General features: G+C 47.6%; 23 protein-coding genes. All 23 read left to right on the top strand.

What is annotated here, in order from left to right:
- The first annotated feature begins 38 nt into the window (after positions 1 to 38).
- Entirely contained in the window at positions 39 to 839 is an 801-nt protein-coding gene (locus LQ247_RS19500; protein WP_026579866.1) for a terminase small subunit, read from the top strand.
- Positions 836 to 2,134 (top strand): PBSX family phage terminase large subunit, encoded by a 1,299-nt coding sequence (locus LQ247_RS19495; protein ID WP_231006460.1) that lies wholly within the window; start codon positions 836 to 838, stop codon positions 2,132 to 2,134. The genes LQ247_RS19500 and LQ247_RS19495 overlap by 4 nt, the downstream gene beginning before the upstream one ends.
- Before the next feature lie 3 nt (positions 2,135 to 2,137).
- Positions 2,138 to 3,652, top strand: a complete 1,515-nt coding sequence (locus LQ247_RS19490) for a phage portal protein (RefSeq protein ID WP_231006459.1) — start codon at positions 2,138 to 2,140, stop codon at positions 3,650 to 3,652.
- A 7-nt stretch (positions 3,653 to 3,659) separates the two neighbouring features.
- Positions 3,660 to 4,508 (top strand): XkdF-like putative serine protease domain-containing protein, encoded by an 849-nt coding sequence (locus LQ247_RS19485; protein WP_020451016.1) that lies wholly within the window; start codon positions 3,660 to 3,662, stop codon positions 4,506 to 4,508.
- A gap of 17 nt (positions 4,509 to 4,525) precedes the next feature.
- Entirely contained in the window at positions 4,526 to 5,461 is a 936-nt protein-coding gene (locus LQ247_RS19480) for a phage major capsid family protein (protein ID WP_020451017.1), read from the top strand.
- Between the two features lie 116 nt (positions 5,462 to 5,577).
- Entirely contained in the window at positions 5,578 to 5,952 is a 375-nt protein-coding gene (gene yqbG / locus LQ247_RS19475; RefSeq protein WP_023856716.1) for a protein YqbG, read from the top strand.
- Positions 5,949 to 6,305 (top strand): YqbH/XkdH family protein, encoded by a 357-nt coding sequence (locus LQ247_RS19470; protein WP_026579862.1) that lies wholly within the window; start codon positions 5,949 to 5,951, stop codon positions 6,303 to 6,305. The genes yqbG and LQ247_RS19470 overlap by 4 nt, the downstream gene beginning before the upstream one ends.
- Entirely contained in the window at positions 6,302 to 6,790 is a 489-nt protein-coding gene (locus tag LQ247_RS19465; protein WP_224145961.1) for an HK97 gp10 family phage protein, read from the top strand. Before LQ247_RS19470 ends, LQ247_RS19465 begins: the two co-directional genes overlap by 4 nt.
- Before the next feature lie 12 nt (positions 6,791 to 6,802).
- The gene (locus LQ247_RS19460) at positions 6,803 to 7,243 is read left to right on the top strand and encodes a phage portal protein (RefSeq protein ID WP_231006458.1); all 441 of its coding nucleotides are present in this window, start codon (positions 6,803 to 6,805) and stop codon (positions 7,241 to 7,243) included.
- Positions 7,244 to 7,468 (top strand): hypothetical protein, encoded by a 225-nt coding sequence (locus tag LQ247_RS19455; protein ID WP_020451022.1) that lies wholly within the window; start codon positions 7,244 to 7,246, stop codon positions 7,466 to 7,468.
- Entirely contained in the window at positions 7,468 to 8,814 is a 1,347-nt protein-coding gene (locus tag LQ247_RS19450; RefSeq protein WP_231006457.1) for a phage tail sheath family protein, read from the top strand. The genes LQ247_RS19455 and LQ247_RS19450 overlap by 1 nt, the downstream gene beginning before the upstream one ends.
- A gap of 1 nt (position 8,815) precedes the next feature.
- Complete coding sequence (locus LQ247_RS19445; protein WP_003180830.1) at positions 8,816 to 9,259, top strand: phage tail tube protein; 444 nt, start codon at positions 8,816 to 8,818, stop codon at positions 9,257 to 9,259.
- Positions 9,260 to 9,423: 164 nt separating this feature from the next.
- On the top strand, positions 9,424 to 9,873 hold the full coding sequence (locus tag LQ247_RS19440; protein WP_023856720.1) for a phage tail assembly chaperone: 450 nt from the start codon (positions 9,424 to 9,426) through the stop codon (positions 9,871 to 9,873).
- 41 nt (positions 9,874 to 9,914) lie between these two features.
- Positions 9,915 to 10,052, top strand: a complete 138-nt coding sequence (locus tag LQ247_RS19435) for a hypothetical protein (RefSeq protein ID WP_095290311.1) — start codon at positions 9,915 to 9,917, stop codon at positions 10,050 to 10,052.
- Between the two features lie 3 nt (positions 10,053 to 10,055).
- Positions 10,056 to 13,820 carry a transglycosylase SLT domain-containing protein gene (locus LQ247_RS19430; RefSeq protein ID WP_231006456.1) on the top strand — a complete coding sequence of 1,255 codons (3,765 nt, stop codon included), beginning with the start codon at positions 10,056 to 10,058 and terminating at the stop codon, positions 13,818 to 13,820.
- Positions 13,813 to 14,469 (top strand): LysM peptidoglycan-binding domain-containing protein, encoded by a 657-nt coding sequence (locus LQ247_RS19425; protein WP_026579858.1) that lies wholly within the window; start codon positions 13,813 to 13,815, stop codon positions 14,467 to 14,469. The genes LQ247_RS19430 and LQ247_RS19425 overlap by 8 nt, the downstream gene beginning before the upstream one ends.
- 56 nt (positions 14,470 to 14,525) lie before the next feature.
- On the top strand, positions 14,526 to 15,506 hold the full coding sequence (locus LQ247_RS19420) for an XkdQ/YqbQ family protein (protein WP_106070984.1): 981 nt from the start codon (positions 14,526 to 14,528) through the stop codon (positions 15,504 to 15,506).
- Positions 15,503 to 15,811, top strand: a complete 309-nt coding sequence (locus LQ247_RS19415; RefSeq protein ID WP_023856723.1) for a DUF2577 domain-containing protein — start codon at positions 15,503 to 15,505, stop codon at positions 15,809 to 15,811. The genes LQ247_RS19420 and LQ247_RS19415 overlap by 4 nt, the downstream gene beginning before the upstream one ends.
- Before the next feature lie 18 nt (positions 15,812 to 15,829).
- Positions 15,830 to 16,255: a DUF2634 domain-containing protein gene (locus tag LQ247_RS19410; RefSeq protein ID WP_106070985.1), complete on the top strand. Its 426-nt coding sequence runs from the start codon at positions 15,830 to 15,832 to the stop codon at positions 16,253 to 16,255.
- Entirely contained in the window at positions 16,248 to 17,291 is a 1,044-nt protein-coding gene (locus LQ247_RS19405; protein ID WP_231006455.1) for a baseplate J/gp47 family protein, read from the top strand. The genes LQ247_RS19410 and LQ247_RS19405 overlap by 8 nt, the downstream gene beginning before the upstream one ends.
- Positions 17,278 to 18,198 (top strand): YmfQ family protein, encoded by a 921-nt coding sequence (locus LQ247_RS22370; RefSeq protein ID WP_231006454.1) that lies wholly within the window; start codon positions 17,278 to 17,280, stop codon positions 18,196 to 18,198. Before LQ247_RS19405 ends, LQ247_RS22370 begins: the two co-directional genes overlap by 14 nt.
- Positions 18,199 to 18,211: 13 nt before the next feature.
- The gene (locus LQ247_RS19395; RefSeq protein WP_020451034.1) at positions 18,212 to 18,598 is read left to right on the top strand and encodes a phage tail-collar fiber domain-containing protein; all 387 of its coding nucleotides are present in this window, start codon (positions 18,212 to 18,214) and stop codon (positions 18,596 to 18,598) included.
- A gap of 15 nt (positions 18,599 to 18,613) precedes the next feature.
- Complete coding sequence (locus tag LQ247_RS19390; protein ID WP_231006453.1) at positions 18,614 to 19,822, top strand: pyocin knob domain-containing protein; 1,209 nt, start codon at positions 18,614 to 18,616, stop codon at positions 19,820 to 19,822.
- Positions 19,823 to 19,845 lie beyond the last annotated feature (23 nt).

The following is a 19,845-nucleotide window of genomic DNA, read 5'->3' as shown; positions in this document are numbered from 1 at the left end:
TTACTGTTTCCGGGAATGAGAGGCGGTGAAGATGAACAATGCCAAGGAAAAGGGATCCAAAAAGGGATGAAGCTTTTCGTCTCTATCAACAATACGGGGGAAACATTACGAATCTCGCAATCGCAAGAGAACTCGGTGTTTCAAATCAAAAAGTCAGCGTTTGGAAAACCCGTGACCGCTGGAAAGAGGCTGTAAACGGGGAGGATACGAGCAGAGGAAAAGCAGATATCCGCAATGAAGGGCTGAATGAACGGCAGCGTCTGTTTTGCATCTATTATGTGAAAAGCTTCAATGCTACCCAAGCAGCGATAAAAGCCGGCTACTCCCCTGCCAGCGCTCATGTGACAGGCTGCCGGCTTCTGAAAAATGAAAAGGTGGCCGATGAGATCAGGCGGATCAAAAAAGAGATGGTAGGGGAGATATTCGTTGAGGCGATGGATGTTCTCCAAGTCTATGTGAAAATCGCATTTGCCGATATGACCGACTATGTAACTTTCGGCAAAAAAGAGGTACAGGCTGTCGGAAAGTCAGGACCGCTGTTTGATGAAGAAAACAATCCGGTTATGAAAGAGATCAGCTTTGTCGATGTGAAACATTCCGACCTCGTCGATGGTACAGTCATCACAGAAGCGAAACTCGGGAAAGAAGGAATCGCAATCAAGCTGGCCGATAAAATGAAGGCGCTCGAGAAGCTCTCACAGTATTTCGATCTTTTCCCTGATTCATTTAAGCGGAAAATTGAAAATGAGAAGCTGAAGCTCGCCAAACAAAAAGCCGACAAAGATGCGGAATCAGGACCCGTTGAAGTGGTCATCACCAGAAAAGGTGATTCGGCTTGATCATGAAAGAAGTCAATCCGCATTTTGAAGATTATTTGTTTAACTGGGATCAGACGTTTCAATTTCTTGTCGGCGGATACGGTTCGTCAAAAAGCTATCATACCGCTTTAAAAGTTGTATTAAAGCTGCTGCAGGAAAAGCGCACCGCTCTTGTTGTAAGGGAAGTGTTTGAAACACACAGGGATTCGACTTTTTCTTTATTCGCAACCATTATCGATGAGCTGGGTGTTCAAACGGCGGCAGAGGCCGTTTCTTCTCCGATGCACATCAGGTTTGCAAACGGCAGCCGGATTATTTTTAAAGGGATGGACAACCCGGCGAAATTGAAATCCGTCAACAACATCTCGCTGATTTGGATCGAAGAATGTTCGGAAGTGAAGTATGAAGGCTTCAAGGAACTGATCGGCCGGCTGAGGCATCCTGATCACAGGCTGTATATGATATTGACGACAAACCCCGTCAGCCAGTCAAACTGGACGTACAGACACTTTTTCAAGGATGAGCGGAACAAGCGGTTTATTTTGGATGATGAGGTTTTGTATGAAAAGCGGGTCGCTATCGTCGGTGATACGTATTACCACCATTCTACAGCGGATGACAACCTGTTTTTGCCGAAAAGCTACCTCAAACAGCTTGATGATATGAAAGCATATGATCCCGATCTGTACCGGATTGCCAGAAAAGGACGGTTCGGGGTAAACGGCATTAGGGTTTTGCCGCAATTTGAAGTGATGGAGCATGAGGAGGTCATGAGGCGGATCTCCGCCATTTCCAAGCCGCTGAAGAGAACCGGTATGGATTTCGGATTTGAGGCATCATACAATGCCGTCGTCCGGGCGGCCGTCGATCCCGACAAAAAATATCTCTATATTTATTGGGAGTACTACAAAAATAAAATGACAGACGACAAGACGGCCGAGGAGCTTAACGAATTCGCGGTTACGAAGGAGCTGATCAAAGCTGATCCCGCTGAGCCGAAAAGCATTCAGTTTTTCAGGCAGAACGGCTTCAACATGACAGCAGCCCGCAAGTTCCAAGGCTCGCGCCTGCAATATACGAAAAAAATCAAGCGGTTTAAAAAAATATTGTGTTCTGACCGATGTGCCAATACGATCTACGAATTGCAGCCGCTGACCTATGCGACGGATAAAGACGGCAATCTGAAGGAGGATCAGTTTACAATTGATCCGCACACACTTTCCGCGCTATGGTACGCGCTTGATGATTATGAAGTCACCGATTTGAAGGCTGAGCCGGAAGTGAGAAAACGGCCGAACAGGAAAAGGGGGAGATAGTGTATGTCCACTCAGCAAACGGTAAGAGCAAAAGTCATGAAATCCCGTTTTCACGAGCCTGTAACAAAACAAATATATGAAGATCAATTTTCGGAGATCTACGGAGATGAGATTATCGCACCGCCGTACAATTTGAAAGAACTGAAAGCCATTGCCGAATATTCTTCAATTCTCCAGCAATGCATTGACGCCTATAAAACGAATATTGCAGGGTTCGGGCTTGATGTCGAGTACGCTTTTGATTTTAATGGTGCGGATGTGACGCCCGATAAGAAAAAGGCTGCTGAGACCGATTGGACAAGGCTTGAAGATTTTTGCCGCCATCTTCATTTCGATGAATCGGCTGAAACGATTTTAAGCCATATGATAGAGGACCGCGAAAAAACGGGGAACGGGTTTTTGGAGGTGCTCAGAAACGGCACGGGGCAGCCGGCCGGAATTGAATATCTCGATGTCAAAAATATGCGCGTCTGCGGATTGACAGAACCGATCGAAGTGGAATTTGCCTACATGGAAAACGGATCGCTAAAAAACATCAAAAGGGAAAAAAGGTTCCGCAAATACGTTCAGATGATTGACGGCAGGAAGGTGTACTTTAAAGAGTACGGCGATCCGCGCGTCATGGATATGACCACCGGAGCGTTTGACAGACAGACTCCGCCTGAACGAAGTGCGAATGAAGCGATCCATTTTAAAATCGGCAGCGGCGTCTACGGCGTTCCGCGCTGGATCGGAAATATCGTCAACCTGTACGGAGCGCGGAAAGCGGAAGAGCTGAATTATATGTACTTCAGACAAGGCCGGCACGTCCCCGCCGTTATTACGGTTGAAAACGGCATGCTCTCAGAGGCTTCGTACAGAGAGCTGCAGGAATATATGAACGACTTGGAAGGCGTTGAAAGTGCCCACAAATTTTTGCTGATCGAAGCGGAGGGGATCGCACAGGAAAAAGACATTCACGGCAGCCAGGACATTACGCCGGTGAAAGTGGACATCAAATCACTCGCCGAAATTTTGCAGGAAGATGCGCTGTTTCTTGAATATGACGAGAAAACGCGGAATAAAATCCGCTCTTCCTTCAGGCTTCCGCCGCTCTACACCGGTGATGCCCATGAATATAACAGGGCGACAGCAGATACCGCCCGCAAAATCACCGAAGAACAGGTTTTTGAACCGGAGCGGAAAATATTGATCGGCAAGCTGAATACGCTGTTTCTCCGTGATTTAAACATTTTCCATGCGAGGCTCCAATTGAAAGGACCGGACTTTCGCGATCCGCTGGAGATTGCAAAAGTGCTCGGTCCTTTTATTCAAGCGGGAGCGGTATCTGCAAATGATCTGCGCGACCTGGCCGGCAGAGTGCTCGGCAAGACGCTTGATGAATGGCCGGAGGAAGAATTCAGCAGGCCGCTCGGTTACCAGCAAAGCGCAAAGCGTGCTGAAGCGGAAGCCGGAGCGCTGCTGCCCGAACTGCAGGAAGTCGTCGAGACATTGAAACAGATCACTGAAAGGAGGTGAACACTTCGTGCCGAGAGAGCTTAAAAATGCCAAGATCAATTTCGTCAGTTATGTCGACAAAGCGGCGAACAAAAAGAAATTCTTTATGACGAAATCGAGTGAATCGCCGACATTTGAAAAGGAAGTCAAGCTGATTGCGAAAGCCGAGGATGAAAAGAAGCTCGTCTACGGCGTGGTCTACGAGCCGGACATTCAGGATGCCCACGGCGATTTTATGTCGGCTGACGAAATCCAAAAAGCCGCCCACGGTTTTCTGAAAAATGCCCGGAAGATCGACAAAGATCACAATTTCCAGGGAGGCGTCGGAGAAGTCGTGGAGTCCTATGTTGCGCCGGCTGATTTTGAAGTGAACGGCGAAACGATTGTGAAAGGCTCTTGGGTGCTGGTGACAAAAGCCGGCGATGAGATCTGGGAACAGATTAAAAAAGGAAGCATCACCGGCTACAGCATGGCGGGCACTGCCGAAACGGTCGAACACCCGCCCCGCGCCGGCTCTAAAACCGATGAGACCGGCAGTTTCTTTCAGCTGTTTAAGCAGTTTTTTGCCGGCGACAAACAAAAAACGGGAGAGGAAGAAAAAAAGATGAAACGATCAGAAGTTCAAGGAACGATTGAAGCCGTCTTGGCTCCGCTTCTCAAACGTCTTGACGATTTGGAAGGGGATAAAGCGGCGGACGAAAAAGAGCAGCAGACAGACCAGGATGCACATGTGAAGGAAATCGTCGAGGACATGCTCGCCCCTCTGATTGCGCGCATCGAAGCACTCGAAAAGATGAGAGGTGCCTCAAAGCAGGCAGCGGCTGAAAAAGAAGGAGAAGAAGAAGTTAAAAAATCGATTTGGAGCGGATTGCTTTAATTTGGAGGAGGAAGAACATGAGAAATCAAGAGATTATTCGTAAAGCCGAGATGTCGCTTGCGACGTTGAAAAGCGGAGGATTAATGAATCCGGCGCAGGCTTCTGCATTTATTCGCATGGTGCAAAACACGCCGACAATTTTTAGCGAATCACGTGTGATTCAAATGGAAAACGACTCGCAAAAATTTGAAAAAATCGGTTTTGGCCAGCGGATTTTAAGAGCGGCTGATGAAGGTAAAGCATTGGCGAAGGACCAATTAACCGCACCAGTGACCAGCACGGTTGAACTGAATGCGAAAGAAGTCATTGCCGAAGTCAACATTACTTATGACACGCTCGAAAATAACATTGAAAAAGACGGCCTTCAACAGACGCTGATGCAAATGCTGGCGGAACGGGCCGCTGTGGATATTGAAGAACTGATCGTCAACGGTGATGTTGCGTCTTCAGATCCATACCTTGCTCAACTTGACGGGATCCGGAAGCAGTCCGTCTCTCACATCGTCGATGCAGGCGGGGAGCAAATCAGCCGACAGCTTTTCAAACAGGGGCTGAAAGCTGTTCCGGCAAAATATATGCGCGTTCCGCAGGAATTCAGATTCTACACATCGCTCGGTCAGGAGATCGAATGGAAAGACCGCGTCGCAGACCGCCAAACAACGCTCGGGGATGCGGCCGTACAGGGCGGGCTTTCAACCGCTTTTGGCGTGCCTGTTAAAGGGGTCTCAAATATTCAGCCGTATGCGTACGGAGAAGGAGATGCAGCCGCCGAAGCATCAGACATTATTTTGACGCATCCGAAAAATATCATTCTCGGTTTCTCGCGCAATATCAGAATTGAAGTCGATAAAGACATTCGCGCGCGCAAATTTATCATTGTCCTGACGGCAAAACTGGACAGCAAATTCGAAGAAGAAGACGCGGTTGCAAAAATCGTCAATGTAAAAGAGTAAATGCCTGAGTCCGAACGTTTTCACTGAAAGCATCGCCAATCGGCGGGGAACGAGTCCGGGCAAAAGCGAAAGCGCCCCGGACAAACAGGTAAAAGCTCTGGAAGGATGTGATGAACATGCTGATCACGCCCGACGATATCATTCAATATTCCGTTATTGAAGCCGTGAAAAACCGGCCGCAGGAATTGCTGCGGCAGGATATCCTTGAAGCCGAAGCGGAAGCCGAGCAGATCACGGGGCATCGTTTTACAGATGAAAAATATGATCCGCTGCCGGAAAAGGCAAGGCTCGCTTTGCTGCAGCTGGCACAGTACTTTGCATTGAAAAACGGTGATGAATCGCTTTTGAAAGGCTACAAATCTGAGAAATTGGGTGACTACTCCTATACGCTCTCAAGAAGCGGTGGCCTGGCGAAGCCCGACGTCTATAAACTGCTCGAAGAATTTATTCTTGATTATGAATCTGTCCGATTCAAGGTGCGGCCGCTATGAGCTACAAAAGTCTATTAAGCGACCGCTGCGATATCTATCATTTAAAGGAAGATCATGCAGAGGAAGCAAGGTACGGCATTCCCGCGCCAAACCTGCAGCCGATTCGCACATACGGGGAAACCCCCGATCTTCAAAACGTTCCCTGCTATTTTACGGAAAAAAATCAGTCGATCGTCCAGCAAGATCCCGAACAGGTCATTTATCATTCATATTTGGCCCATTTTCCGGCGGATGCAGATGTGCGCCTTCACGATCTTGCGGTCTGGAACGGTGTCAGCTACACGCTCCAGCAGCCGCGCAACATCAAAGGCCATCACCTGGAAGTCTTAGCGGTCAGGGATGAAAAACTATGAAAATCAAAGGATTGAAACAGCTATCGCGGACGCTGGAAAAAGCGGGGCAGAGCGGCTTTCGAACTGAAGCTGCCAAGTGGCTTGAACAGGCGGGAACCGATTTTTTAGATCTGGTCCGCGACGAAATCGTACGCGCCGGATCGATTGATACCGGCAGCCTTATGCGCTCTTTCAAGCGAGGGGCTGAAGGGAACATATGGGAAATCGAAAAAGGCGGACTCACGCTTGAAGTCGGGACGGAGTTAGAGTACGCCTCATTCGTAAATGACGGCCATTGGACAGGCGGAAAAGAGGAAGTCAGGTGGATTCCGGGACAATGGCACAGCGGCCGATTTCAATACGATCCCGGTTCTTCGTCCGGCATGGCTTTAAAACGGCAATGGGTAAAGGGAACAGGCTATTGGGAGCATGCGCTTTACATATTTGAGCGTTTATTTGAAAAACGCCTGAATGAAAGGCTGCAAACATGGCTGAATTCCCTTTAAGGAGGTGAAGCTTTGAACGACGAAACGGGATCTGTTATGAATTTTTTTTATCAAGTCTTTCCTGTCGTCTGTTATGAAAAGGAAATACCCGACCATTTTCAAATACCGTCGCTATATTTTCCTCCCCCTTCTGTTTTTGATGAAAATGATACGGTTTCAACATTTAAAAAAGTCTTCACCCTGAATGTGAAACTGTTTCACCATGATTCACAGCAGGCCCACGATCATGCCGAGCGCATTGCAGACACCGTAAGGGAAGCGCGGCACATCATCCCGCTCATTGACCGGTTGGGTAAAGACACAGGAGACAACTTGAGGATCAGCCGGATCGAGACGAGGATAGGGGATTCCGGCACCGCGTCCATTATTATTCAATGGAACAGCCGCTACTGGTACAAACGGGAAAACGAACTTTCTCTGGAAACAATCGATTTTACAAACGGGGTGAAATAATTGACAGTCAGCAAAAAAACAAAGACCGAAGCAAAAAAGGCGCCTCTTGAGGAACGAGAAGCGCTGTTCTACATCGAGGATCTGAGGGAGCACGCGAAAGAGCTTTTCGGCATTAAACCGGAAGTTCTCGACGGTGCTCTTTTTCATGTGAAAGAAGAGCAGATTTCAAAGCTTGAGGCAAGTCAGCTTATTCAAACATTTTTAGCCAAGGAGGTCATGAATTAATGAACGGCGGAACATTTACACCAGGCAAAGAAAAAGATCGTGCCGGCATTTATTTTAATTTTAAAACGACAGCAGAGGAGCGGGTTTCCGTCGGGGACCGCGGCACAGTTGCCCTTCCTGTCGTCATGAGCTGGGGGGAGCCGAAATCATTCGTATCGATTTCCAGCATTGAAGATTTAAATAAAAAAGTGGGATTGAACATCGATGATCCGTCTCTTCTGCTTTTCCGCGAAGCGAAGAAAAACGCACAGACCGTTTTGCTGTACCGTCTGAACACAGGAGCGCCGGCGAAAGCCCAAATCGGCGAAACGCTGAGTGTAACGGCAAAATACGGGGGCGAGAAAGGGAACGACATTTCAATCCGCATTTCCGAAAATGTGCTCGATTCTAAAAAGTTTGATGTTACAACCTTTGTCGGAACAGATGAGGCTGACCGGCAAACCGTCAAAACGGCAGAAGAGCTTACCGTAAATGCGTACGTCACGTTTCAAGGGGAAGGCGCGCTTGAGCTGACAGCGGGCACAAAGCTTTCAGGCGGAGAGAACGGATCGGCAAGTGTTGCCGATTACACCGCGTTTTTAGATGCTGCCGAAACGGAATACTTCAATACGATCGCACTTCCGGTTGCAGACAATGAACAGCTGAAAGCCACTTTTGCCGCTTTCATCAAACGCCTTCGCGACAAGCAGGGTCAGAAAGTCCAAGGCGTAGTCGCCGATTATGCCGGAGACTATGAAGGCATCATTAATGTAACGGGAGGCGTTGTGCTGGAAGACGGCACAGAAATCACGCCTGAAAAAGCGACAGCATGGGTCGCCGGAGCAAGCGCAGGCGCGACTTTTAACCAGTCGCTGACATTTGTCGAATACGAAGAAGCAGTTGATGTTCTGAACCGTCTGGATGAAGATCAGGTCATCGAACGTCTGAAAAAAGGCGAGTTTTTATTTACGTTTGATGCACGCGATCAATCGGTCAGTGTCGAAAAAGACATCAACTCTTTAACGAGTTTCACTGCCGACAAAAACAAAAAATTCTCGAAAAATAAAATCATCCGCGTCCTTGACGGAGTTAACAATGATTTGACCCGCGAATTAAAGGCTTTAATCAAAGCGCGAAAAGCAAGCGGCAGCGACATTCCTGCGTCCGACGATGGTTTGCAGTACGTCAAAACGCTGATCATTCAGTATATGACGGCGCTTCAGGAAGCCGGCGGCATTACCGGCTTTGATTCTGAAAGCGATATTGCCATTACACTGAATGAAGACCGCGACGGGTTTTTAATCGATTTGGCCGTTCAGCCGGTTGATGCAGCAGAAAAATTCTACTTTAATGTGGAGGTAAAATAATATGGCATTAAAAGCGCAAAACACGATTTCCGGAAAAGAAGGCCGTCTTTTTCTCGACGGACAAGAGATGGCTCATATCAAAACATTTGAGGCAAACGTCGAAAAGAATAAAGCCGAAGTCAATATTATGGGCCGCCGCATGACGGGCCACAAGACAACAGGTGCAAACGGCACGGGAACGGCGACATTTTATAAAGTCACGTCTCAATTTGTCACATTAATGATGAACTATGTGAAAAAAGGCGATGATCCGTATTTCACGCTCCAGGCCGTCCTTGACGACCAGTCATCAGGCCGCGGAACGGAACGTGTCACACTGTATGACGTGAATTTTGACTCAGCCAAAATCGCAGGCCTTGACGTCGACTCAGAAGCGCTGGAAGAAGAAGTTCCGTTCACATTTGAAGATTTTGACGTTCCTGAAAAACTGAAAGATACGTTTTAAAAAAGAGCCCCGTATCCCGCTTTTTAAACCTAGATCGCAAAGGCTGGTCTTAAAGAAGGAAGCCGATTCAGTAGTCAGGACATATAACACCAAGCACTCTCGCCAAGCCGAGGGTGCTTTTTCATTGCCAATTTAAAAATTGAATGTTAAAGGAGCAAGCAGACATGAGCGAAAAACAAGAAGAAAAAGTATATGATTTATCCTTTTTTATGCCGGGACAAACCGTTGAAGCCGAGGAAATCAAAGTGCCGATCTCAAAGCGGTTCGTCGATAAAAAGGGCAATGTCATTCCGTTTGTGTTTAAGCCGATTACAACCGAGCGCATTGACGAGCTTGAAAAAGAAAATACGACTTATAAAAACATCAAAGGCAGGGGCCGCGTCAAGGATCTCGACACCCAGCGCTTTTACGCCCGAATCGCCATTGAATCGACGATCTATCCTGATTTCCGTTCAAAGGAATTAAGAGAAGCCTATCAAACGGCCGACCCGGTCGAAGTAGCCAAACGCGTTCTGTCAGTCGGAGGGGAATATGCGAACTGGCTCAACAAAGCGATTGAAATCAACGGCTTTGAAGACGACCTTGAAGATCTGGAAGAAGAAGCAAAAAACTAATCCAGGATGGGAATAAAGAAGCAGTGTATCTCTATTTTGCGATGCACGAACTTCACTATTCTCCATCCCAGCTCCGGGAGCTGTACGAAGCCCCAAAACCGTTTAAGGCATTTTTATACGGACTCATCAGCTACAAACTTCAAATCTTGGAAAAAGAAGCGAGGAAAGGAGGTACATAATCCATGGCAAAACTGACGGCACGTTTTGAACTTGAAGACCGGGTATCTAAGAAGCTGCGAAGGATTCAGAAGGGGTTTAAAGACCTGGAAAAAAGACGAAAAAAGCTTAGCCGCCCGTTCACAATGAAAATAAAAACAAAAACAGCAGAGAAAACATTGAAAAAACTAAATGTTTTCTTAAAAGCCAACCTGAAATCATGGCAGCTTGAAATTTCAGCAGTTGATAAAGCCGGCAAAACGATTGACAATATTTCAAATCAGCTTAAGCAAAAGCTGCCTGGCAATTATCAATTTTCAATTGTAATAAATGATCAGGCAACACCGGGCATTCAAAAGATCAGAAGCATCATGTCTGATTTGTCATCAGCTGAATACTTCTTAACTGCAGCCGTTAACGACCGAGTCACCCCGGCTGTTCAAAAAATTTCCGGCTACATGAAGGGTGTATTGCAAAAAGGATACTCTGCAACGCTCTATGTCATTGATAAAATCACCCAGACAGCCAGCAGGATTTCCTCCTATTTGAAAAATCATTTAGCAAGGGAATATCAAGCCACCCTTACGATTAACGACCAGGCCACCGCGAAATTGAATGCCTTGCAAAAAAAGCTTAACAGCATCGAGGCCAAACGTATCCTTAAAATTGACGCAATTGTAAAAACGGAACAGGATGAAGACAACAAAGGTAAGGATGGGAAAGCAGAGGCCATATGGACTGAAATTCTAAAGGCGGGTAAAAGTAAATTTGTTGAATGGGTGAAGGGGCTGCCGGAGAAGATTTGGGACAAATCGTTTGATGCCATCCTCGGTAAGCTGTTTAAAGGTGAAGAAAGTGGAGGCGGTTGTTGCTGCTGTGGGGGAGGCGGAGGTTCTATAATCAATGAACCTGCAACAAGCAGCAGGCCAGGAAGTGAAGAAACCACTACTAATGGAGAAACAGGATCGGGAAGAAACAGATCCGGCGGCAAGTTTATGAAAGGTCTTCGAAAAGTGGGGAAAGTTGGAGGCAAAGCCCTCCCATATGCTGGAGCGCTTTTATCAGCGACTGAGTTAATGGATATGAACAAAGAAAACGCAGGCGAAAAAGTCGGTTCGGCAGGCGGAGGAATTGGCGGCGGTTTAGCTGGTGCAGCAGCAGGTGCGGCAATTGGCACAGCTATTCTCCCTGTGGGGGGGACGGCAATCGGCGGTGCCATTGGAGGTATGGTCGGAAGCTTGGGCGGTTCAAGCATCGGTGAATATTTCGGGAAGATGTTCGATGACAATGGCGGTGTCGTGAAAGCGTGGAATACGATTAAAGATAAATCGGCTGAGGCACTCGGAGCCATTCAAGAAAACTGGTCGATGATAGCGGGATGGTTTACAGATAACGTCTGGAATCCTGTTGTCGGCAAGGTGGTCGAAGTAGCGACAGGGATCTGGAATCAGTTAACAACAGCTTGGACGATGATTCAGGAAACATTCATGACAGTGGCGGGCTGGTTTGCGGAAAATGTCTGGAATCCTGTTGTCGGCAAGGTGATCGAAGTAGCGACAGGGATCTGGAATCAGCTGACAACAGCCTGGACGATGATTCAGGAAACATTCATGGCGGTCGCCGGCTGGTTTGCAGAGAATGTCTGGGACCCGGTTGTGGGCAAAGTCATTGAAGTAGCAACAGGCATCTGGAATCAGCTGACAACAGCCTGGACGATGATACAAGAGACATTCACGGCGGTCGCCGGCTGGTTTGCGGAAAATGTTTGGAATCCCGTAGTTTCAAAAGTCATTGAAGTGGCAACTGGAATTTGGAATCGTTTTCAATTCACCTGGAACATGATTAAAAGAGTTTGGGGCGCGGTTTCCTCATGGTTTATAAATACGGTTTGGAATCCGATAAAAAATACGTTTTCAAGCGTAAAAGAAGCCATTGGAGAAAAATTTCAAGCGGCCAAAAAAACGGTAACAGACATTTGGGAAGGCGTCGCCGGCTGGTTTGAGAAAAATATTCAAAAGCCAATTGTAAAGATTGCCGGATTGATCAGCGACGGTTTTGAGAAAGCATTCGGATGGGTAGGTAAAATATGGGAAAAGGTTGGCGGCGGTATTGATGCCGTCATCAACTTCATGACAGGAGAAGATCCTGATAAAAATGCCACAGGCGGTTACATCACAAAACCGACCATCTCCTGGATCGGTGAAGCCGGAAACGAATTCGTCATCCCGACGGAAAACAACCGGGGACGCGGGAAGATGCTGCTTGCCCAGGCCGCGACCAAGCTCGGCATGCGCGTTGTTGACGACATGGGAGCCGCGGCGGGAGACGGGGGAGCTTCTTCTCAGGTTTCAAGCGCCGCTTCGTATTCGGCTTCTGTGTCGCCTGCTGTCGGCGTCGGGAGTATAGCGGCAGAGGCGCAGGCTTTCGGCCGGGAATTCACCGGCGGCTTTGATAAAGGGATCGGCTCAAACGCTCCTTCCCTTGATCAATGGAAGCAAAAAAACATCAGCAAGCCGTTTAGCAGCCTGCCGACAGAATCGTCTAATTACGGCAAACAGACGGTTGCCGGGTTCGCTTCCGGGCAAAATGCTTCCGCGACCGGAACAGGCGGTTTTCTTCAAGCAAAAGTAAATGTGCCTTATCAAACAACGGTGAAAACGTCATCTTCCTGGGGCGCAAATACAGTCAAAAACTTTGCATCCGGGCAAAATGCAACACCGACCGGGACATCGCAGTATGTTGATAAAAATATCAACAAGCCGTTCCTTGATTCAAAACAGTCGGCTGCAGGCTGGGGATCAGGAATGGTTGGACACTTTATCAGCGGCATGAATGGAAAAGGCAGCGAAGTTTCTCAAGCTGCAAACAACTTGGCGAAAAAAGTGGAAAAAGCGTTCCGCGAAGAACTAGATATTCATTCTCCGTCCCGGGTCATGATGAATCTCGGGCGCTTTGCGTCGGTCGGGATTGTCAAAGGTTTAAGTTCTGTCGATGTCAAAAGTTTTGCGGAAAAACAAGCGGGCTCACTGGCAGCTGCGTTTTCCGGAATCGGAGCCGTCGGCGGAAATGTAAAGTCGTGGCTAATGCAGGCGATCATGGCTACCGGTTCACCGGCGTCGTGGCTGCAGCCGCTTTCTGTCATTGCTCAAAAGGAATCCGGCGGAAATCCGCGCGCCTCTAACGGCTGGGACATTAACGCCAAGCGGGGAGACCCGAGCAGAGGTTTGATGCAGACGATCGGCCAAACGTTTAATGCGTACAAAGGAAAAGGAATGAATGATATTTTCAATCCTGTTCACAACGCGGTAGCGGCCATCAATTACATCAAATCGCGATACGGGTCGCCATTTAACACGCCGGGGATTAAAAGCATGGCAAGAGGCGGAGCTTATAAAGGCTATGCCAACGGCGGCCTGATCACCAGCGAGCAGATCGCCCGCGTGGGTGAAGGCGGCAAGCGCGAATGGATCATTCCCGAAGAACGCGGCATCCGCGGCAGATATTTGCTTCAACGGGCTGCAGGCGCGCTCGGAATGGAAGTGCATAACCCCGCTGAAGGATCCGGTTCCATTTCAAGCGGTCAGGCGGCTGCAGCCACCGCAGGCGGGGCCCGATCCCGGCAGCCGGCTGGAAACGGCGCCAAAGAAGTCAACATCTATATTACCGGCGACAATCATTATCACAGTGAGCGCGACCAGGAAACATTGATTGCGAAAATCAAGCGCGCTCTTGTCGATGAGCTTGAACGGGATATTCATATTGGGACGAAAGGAAGCGTAGCTTATGACTAAATCCGTGTACGAATTTTGGCTGACGCAAGGAAAGGAAAAGCTGCGCCTCCCTGTGCTTCCCGAGCAGCTTGACGTCAGCAATAATCTTGCGAACGAGTCTGTAAAGGTGTCAAAGTTCGGCGAGGTTACATTTATCAATGAACCGGGAGCAAAGACGATTTCATTTTCGTCTCATTTTCCGAAAAAGTATTCTCCGCTTGCGGAATATAAAGGGTTTCTTTCGCCGGAGAACGCGATTCTCAAAATCGAGAAGTGGATGAAAGCAAAAAAAACGGTTCAATTTCTCGTCACGGGCACGAAGATCAATTTCACATGCAGCATCGAAAACTTTTCGCATCGTGAGGGTGAAAAGGATATCGGTGACCGGGATTTTGATCTCACATTAAAAGAGTATCAAACAGCATCACCTCGGAAGATCAAGCAAAAAAAGAAAACGAAGAAAAAACGGCCGTCCAAACCGGCTCCAAAAATGTACACCGTCAAAAAAGGCGATACGCTCTGGCACATCGCAGGCCGTTTTTACGGAAACAGCCAGGAATGGCGGAAAATTTGGAACGCGAACAAACAGGCGATGATCAAACGAAGCAAGCGAAACATCAAACAGCCGGGGCACTGGATTTTTCCGGGGCAAAAGCTGAAAATACCATAAAACGATGCGCCGGGTGAACCGGCGTTTTTCTGTTAAATCAAAAGCAGGGGATAGCGATGATCGAATTATTTGTCATAAAAGAAAGCGAATGGTATGAACTTGTCACCGAAAGCGTCACATTGGAAGGAGAAAGGTACCAGGCGCCTCGTTCGATCGAAGCGTCGATTGTGATCAAGCAGGGAAGCCATAAATATTACAGCGTGCAGGAAGGCGATACCGTTTTATTTAAATGGAAAGGAAAAGAACTGTTTCGCGGAATTGTGTTCAGCAGGGTGCCGAAAGAATATACGCTTACGTTTAAAGCGTACGACATGCTTCAGTACTTGGTGAAAAACCAGGATGTCTATGTATTCTCGAACAAAACAGCCGCTGACATTGTCAAACGAATTGCGAACGATTTTCAAATTCCCAAAGGCGCGATCACAAGCACCGGACATACGATTAAATCACTCGTCTTTAAAGACAATACGAGCCTGTATGACATCATCTTAAAAGCGCTGCGGGAAACAAAAAAGCAAACCGGAAAAAACTATCAGCTGTATGCCGAAAAGGGAAAGCTGTGTTTAAGAGCATGGCCCGAGCCGGAGGATATCTGGGTTTTGGAAACAGGTGTGAACATTACGGACTACGCTTACAGTACGTCAATCGATGAAACGGCAACCCGGGTGAAGCTGAGAAAGCAGAAAGATAACAAAACCTATACCGCATCAGCCAGTGATGAAGCCGGTATGAAAAGATACGGCATTCTCCAGTACACAGAAACGGTTTCGGATGATATTAACGAGGCGCAGCTGCGCGACCGGGCGAAGAAGATACAGGCTGAAAAGAAAGGCGTCAAAAAAGAGCTGAAAAGCGTACAGGCGCTCGGTATACCGGAAGTCCAAAGCGGACTGCCGGTTTATATATCGATTCCGGAAGCGGGCATTAAAGAAACCTATTGGGTTGATAAAGATAAACACGATTTTGCAGGGACAAAGCATGTGATGACGATTGATGTCGTCGCGAAAAATACAATACCTGAAGGAGCGACTTCATGAAATTAAGCGATGCGATAAAAGAGCTGGCTCTTGGAGCCGTAAACGCTGAATCGCCTGTTGATGTCATGCCGGCTGAAGTCGTGTCCGCTTCTCCGCTCAAGCTGAAGCTCCGCAATCATGATAAATTGGTGATCCCCTCCGACTTACTGGTGGTGGCCAGGCATTTGACAGAACATACGGAACAGATCCGGATTGACGGAGAAGACAAAACGATTCGCTTTTACAGCCAATTGCATGCCGGCGACCACGTGATGATTGCCGCCATGCCTGGAGGGCAGTCGTTTTTCGTGATAGACAGAGTGTAGGAGTAGGAGGTGGCTCGGATGGCTCTTTCACCGGAAGTATCTTTTGAAGATATCGATGATGACAGCGAAGTGATTGAGACTTCAAAAACGTACAAAATTGATTTTGAAACAGGCAGGATGACGGGTGATATGATTTCAGGACTCGAAGCGGTCGAACAAATGGTTTACATGGCGCTGAGAACTGAGCGCTACGCATACGCCGTTTACAGCCATAACATCGGAAATGAGCTGCAGGAAGTTCTTTCAGATCATGAAACGACCGACGCTTATAAAGAAATGGAGATACCGAGACTGATTGAGGAAGCCCTCATATATGACGACCGAATTTCTGCGGTAACCGATTTCGAGATTGAGCGTCAAGGTGATGCCTTCCATGTGTCTTTTTCGGTTGAAACCGATGAAGGGACATTGGAAATCGAGGAGGTGATAGGGGAAAATGTTTGAAAACCAGACATTTGAAGAGATTATGGAACGCATGCTTGAGCGGGTTTCGGATGAGATTGACAAGCGTGAAAACAGCGTTATTTGGAATGCGCTTGCCCCGGCAGCTGCCGAGCTGGCGCTTTCTTATATTTGGCTTGATCAAGTGCTGAATTTGGTTTATGCGGATACGGCTGAGGGCGAATATTTGGACAGAAGGGCGGCTGAGGCCGGTCTTGAGCGCTATCAAGCGTCCAAAGCCATTTGGTCAGCAGCCTTTACGGATGGCGTATCGGTTCCCCCCGGAACTCGCTTCTTTCTGGAAGACTTATATTTTACCATGCTCGAAGACGGCAAGCTTGAATGTGAAACGGCCGGGACAAAAGGAAACGCCAATCTCTCGGGGCGGCCTTTGCTTCCGCTCGATACCATTCCAGGGCTTGAAAAGGCGGTTGTGGGAAGTCTTGAAATTCCCGGCCGTGATGAGGAGACGGATGAATCGCTGTATGAAAGGTATTTGATCCGCGTCCGCCGCGAAGCGGTCAGCGCGAATCAGATGCATTACAAACAATGGGCCGAAGAAGTGGACGGCGTGGGTAAAGCGAAGGTCTTTCCGCTGTGGAATGGCGAGGGAACCGTAAAGGTTGTCATTACAAACGCGAAAATGGAACCTGCCTCTGATGCATTAATCGAAAGAGTCAAGCAATATATCGATCCCGATCCGGGAAAAGGGGAAGGTATGGCGCCGATCGGAGCTTATACTGCGGTTGAAAGTGCGGTCTGGAAAGACGTCAGCATATCTGCAAAAATCATTCCTGAATCAGGCCGGACGATCGATGAAGCTAAACAGGAAATTGTAGAAAAAATCACAGCGTTGTTTAAAGAAATGGCCTTTAAAGAAAGCGTCATCCGTCTCTCGCAGATCAACAACATGATCTATGAATCGTCCTCTGTCAGTGACTATTCGGAAATCTTCATCAACGGGGAAGCGAAAAATCTGCAGTTGATAGAAACGGAAATTCCAAAGCTGGGGCAGGTGACCATCATTGAGCAAGATTGATGAAATGGCTTTTCATCTGCCGCCATACTTGACGGAAATCCGGGAGATCCAAGACATTTTAGCGGCCGAGGCGCCAGAATTTGAGAAGCAAAATCAAGAGATTTTCGATATAACAGACCAGCTTTTCGTCACGACGGCCACATGGGGGCTGGACAGGTGGGAAAAGATTTTGAATGTCAGACGCGAGGCTTCAGACGGCGTTGATATTCGAAGGGCACGACTGTTAACCAAGATGTCCAATATTCCGCCGATTACTGCGCGCTCGATCGAGCGCGCAGTCAATGCCTTTTTAAAACAGCCGTCCGCATCCGTCAGACTGACGGCTGGACGGTATCATTTTTTGCTGAGCGTAAACGGTGAAGATCTGCAGTTTATACCTTCGATCATTCAAACCGTCAATCATATGAAGCCCGCCCATTTGGCTTATACATTCCGGGGCGGGTTTCATTATGAATATCGGCCGCCGAAAAGCATTCATAACAGACTTGTTTTAAGAAGCAAAAACGGATTTTTCGGTACGATACCGGTTTATTTGGACGGACAGTATCTGCTTGATGATTCATTCTACTTGAACGGTTTTCGAGAAATCGACGGTCTGCCCCGCAGGTTTAAACAGCAGCTCACACTGCGCCACAAGAAGCGGCAATACATCCGGTCCGCCTCGAGCTTGACGATAAAGGCGGCCGCTGAAAACCGGCGGAAACAGCAAACAAAAGCAGGCATGAAAACCTGCATTAGCAATCAAAACAAACACATCCAGTCCTTCAAAATCAGCTGCAAATGCGAGCATGAATTTAAGCAAGCAGGCTCGCTAGAAATGAGGGAGAAGTGGTGGACGTTAAACGGCGCATTTTTGCTCGACGGAACGAAGCAGCTGGCAGCAGCGGCGCAAAAAATCGCATTGTAAAGGAGAAATCAAAATGGCACAACAATTAACAGTGACAACGCTTTATGCGAGACAGCAAATGGCAAAAGCACGGGCTGAGGGGGGCAAGCTCACCAAAATCACAAAAATGGCTTTCGGAAACGGAGGTACAAACGATAAAGGTGAACCCGTTGCTTTACAGGGCAACGAACAGGCGCTGAAAAACGAACTCTTGCAAAAGGAAATCGACGGCTTTGTCTTCATGGAGCCGGCGAAAGTCCGCTATACATGCACTTTGGGAGAAAGCGAACTGGCAGGAGAGACGATCAACGAGCTTGCTCTTGTCGATGAAGCCGGAAAATTCACAGCGGTCAGAACGATGACAGACAAGCAAAAAGACGGCGACATCGAGTTCGTCTTCGAAATCGACGACATTTATTAAAGGAGCTGAAACAAGGTGGACATCCAAAAACCGAGACGCTTTGAAACGACAGACCGCGCCCATGCCGATTTATTTAACGAAGCGATAGATCAGCTGAATGTGAACGATGAACGGATTGCAAAGCGGGCTGAGGAAGCTGAAGAAAAGGCTAAAACGTATACTGATGCGCATGCCAGCGACCATTCGATTCACATCACTGACAAAGAACGGGAAAAATGGAGCGCAGGGCAGTTATATAAATTAACCGAAAATAACGGAAAAGTCTTTTACAGAGGCAGTTCAGAAACAACAGATTTTAACACTTTGACAGAGACAGGCATGTATCTCATCTATAATGAAGGAATCAACTCACCACCTTCATCAAATCGGATATTTTTGCTTGTCATGAGCTTCGGCAATACTTTAGTTCAGGCTGCCTATGAATCGTACGAAGGGAAACAGTCGTATTTTAGATTTAGAAAATCCGATTCAACAACATGGACGCCATGGCAGACCCAAGAAACGACTAATGGTGCGCAAGCCAAGGTTGATGCTCATGAACGAAATACAAATCTCCATGTGAATGAAGATGAACGGGAAAAATGGAACAATGCACAGTTATATAAAATTACAGATAGTAATGGAACGCGCACAAAACTGCCGGACGGAACGGATTTGTTAACGCTGCCGACAGGTTTTTATTATGCTATGGGCCATGTTGTTCAAAACAACCCTGTAGAAAACGACGACTCCTGGTTCAATTACGATGTAATTGAAACCGGTGCCGGAAGAAAGACCATCCATGCGTGGCGGAGCTATGATAATACTTTATGGCATGGAACCGTTCATACAGATGGACAGTTTCGAGGATGGAAAAGAGTAGTCACAAACGCCGATTCAAACGTTGCTTGGCAGACCCCAACGTTGACAAATGGATGGAAACAGTATGGGTCACACAAAGTCCGGTTTTGTAAAAATGTTCTTGGTGAAGTCGAAATCATCGGATCAATAACGGGCGGGACGATTGGTTTTGATGTTCCTGCGTTTACGCTGCCTGAGGGGTTCCGCCCAATTCAAGCGATGTACTTTATTGGTGTTGCATCAAGCATAGGTACGGGATCAACACCGCAAAATCACCGGACACTGATCGATACTGACGGAAGGGTATGCATTCAATCCAGTTCAAATACCGTAAATCCAAACGAGTTTATTACTTTCGGATTTAAGTTCAGGGCTGCACAGTAAAATCAATAGATTACTTTTTCATA

This window comes from Bacillus sp. BS3(2021), assembly GCF_021043345.1.
GTDB lineage: Bacteria > Bacillota > Bacilli > Bacillales > Bacillaceae > Bacillus > Bacillus paralicheniformis.
Note: the sequence above shows the minus strand (reverse complement) of the source record. Positions and strands in the feature narration are given on the sequence as shown.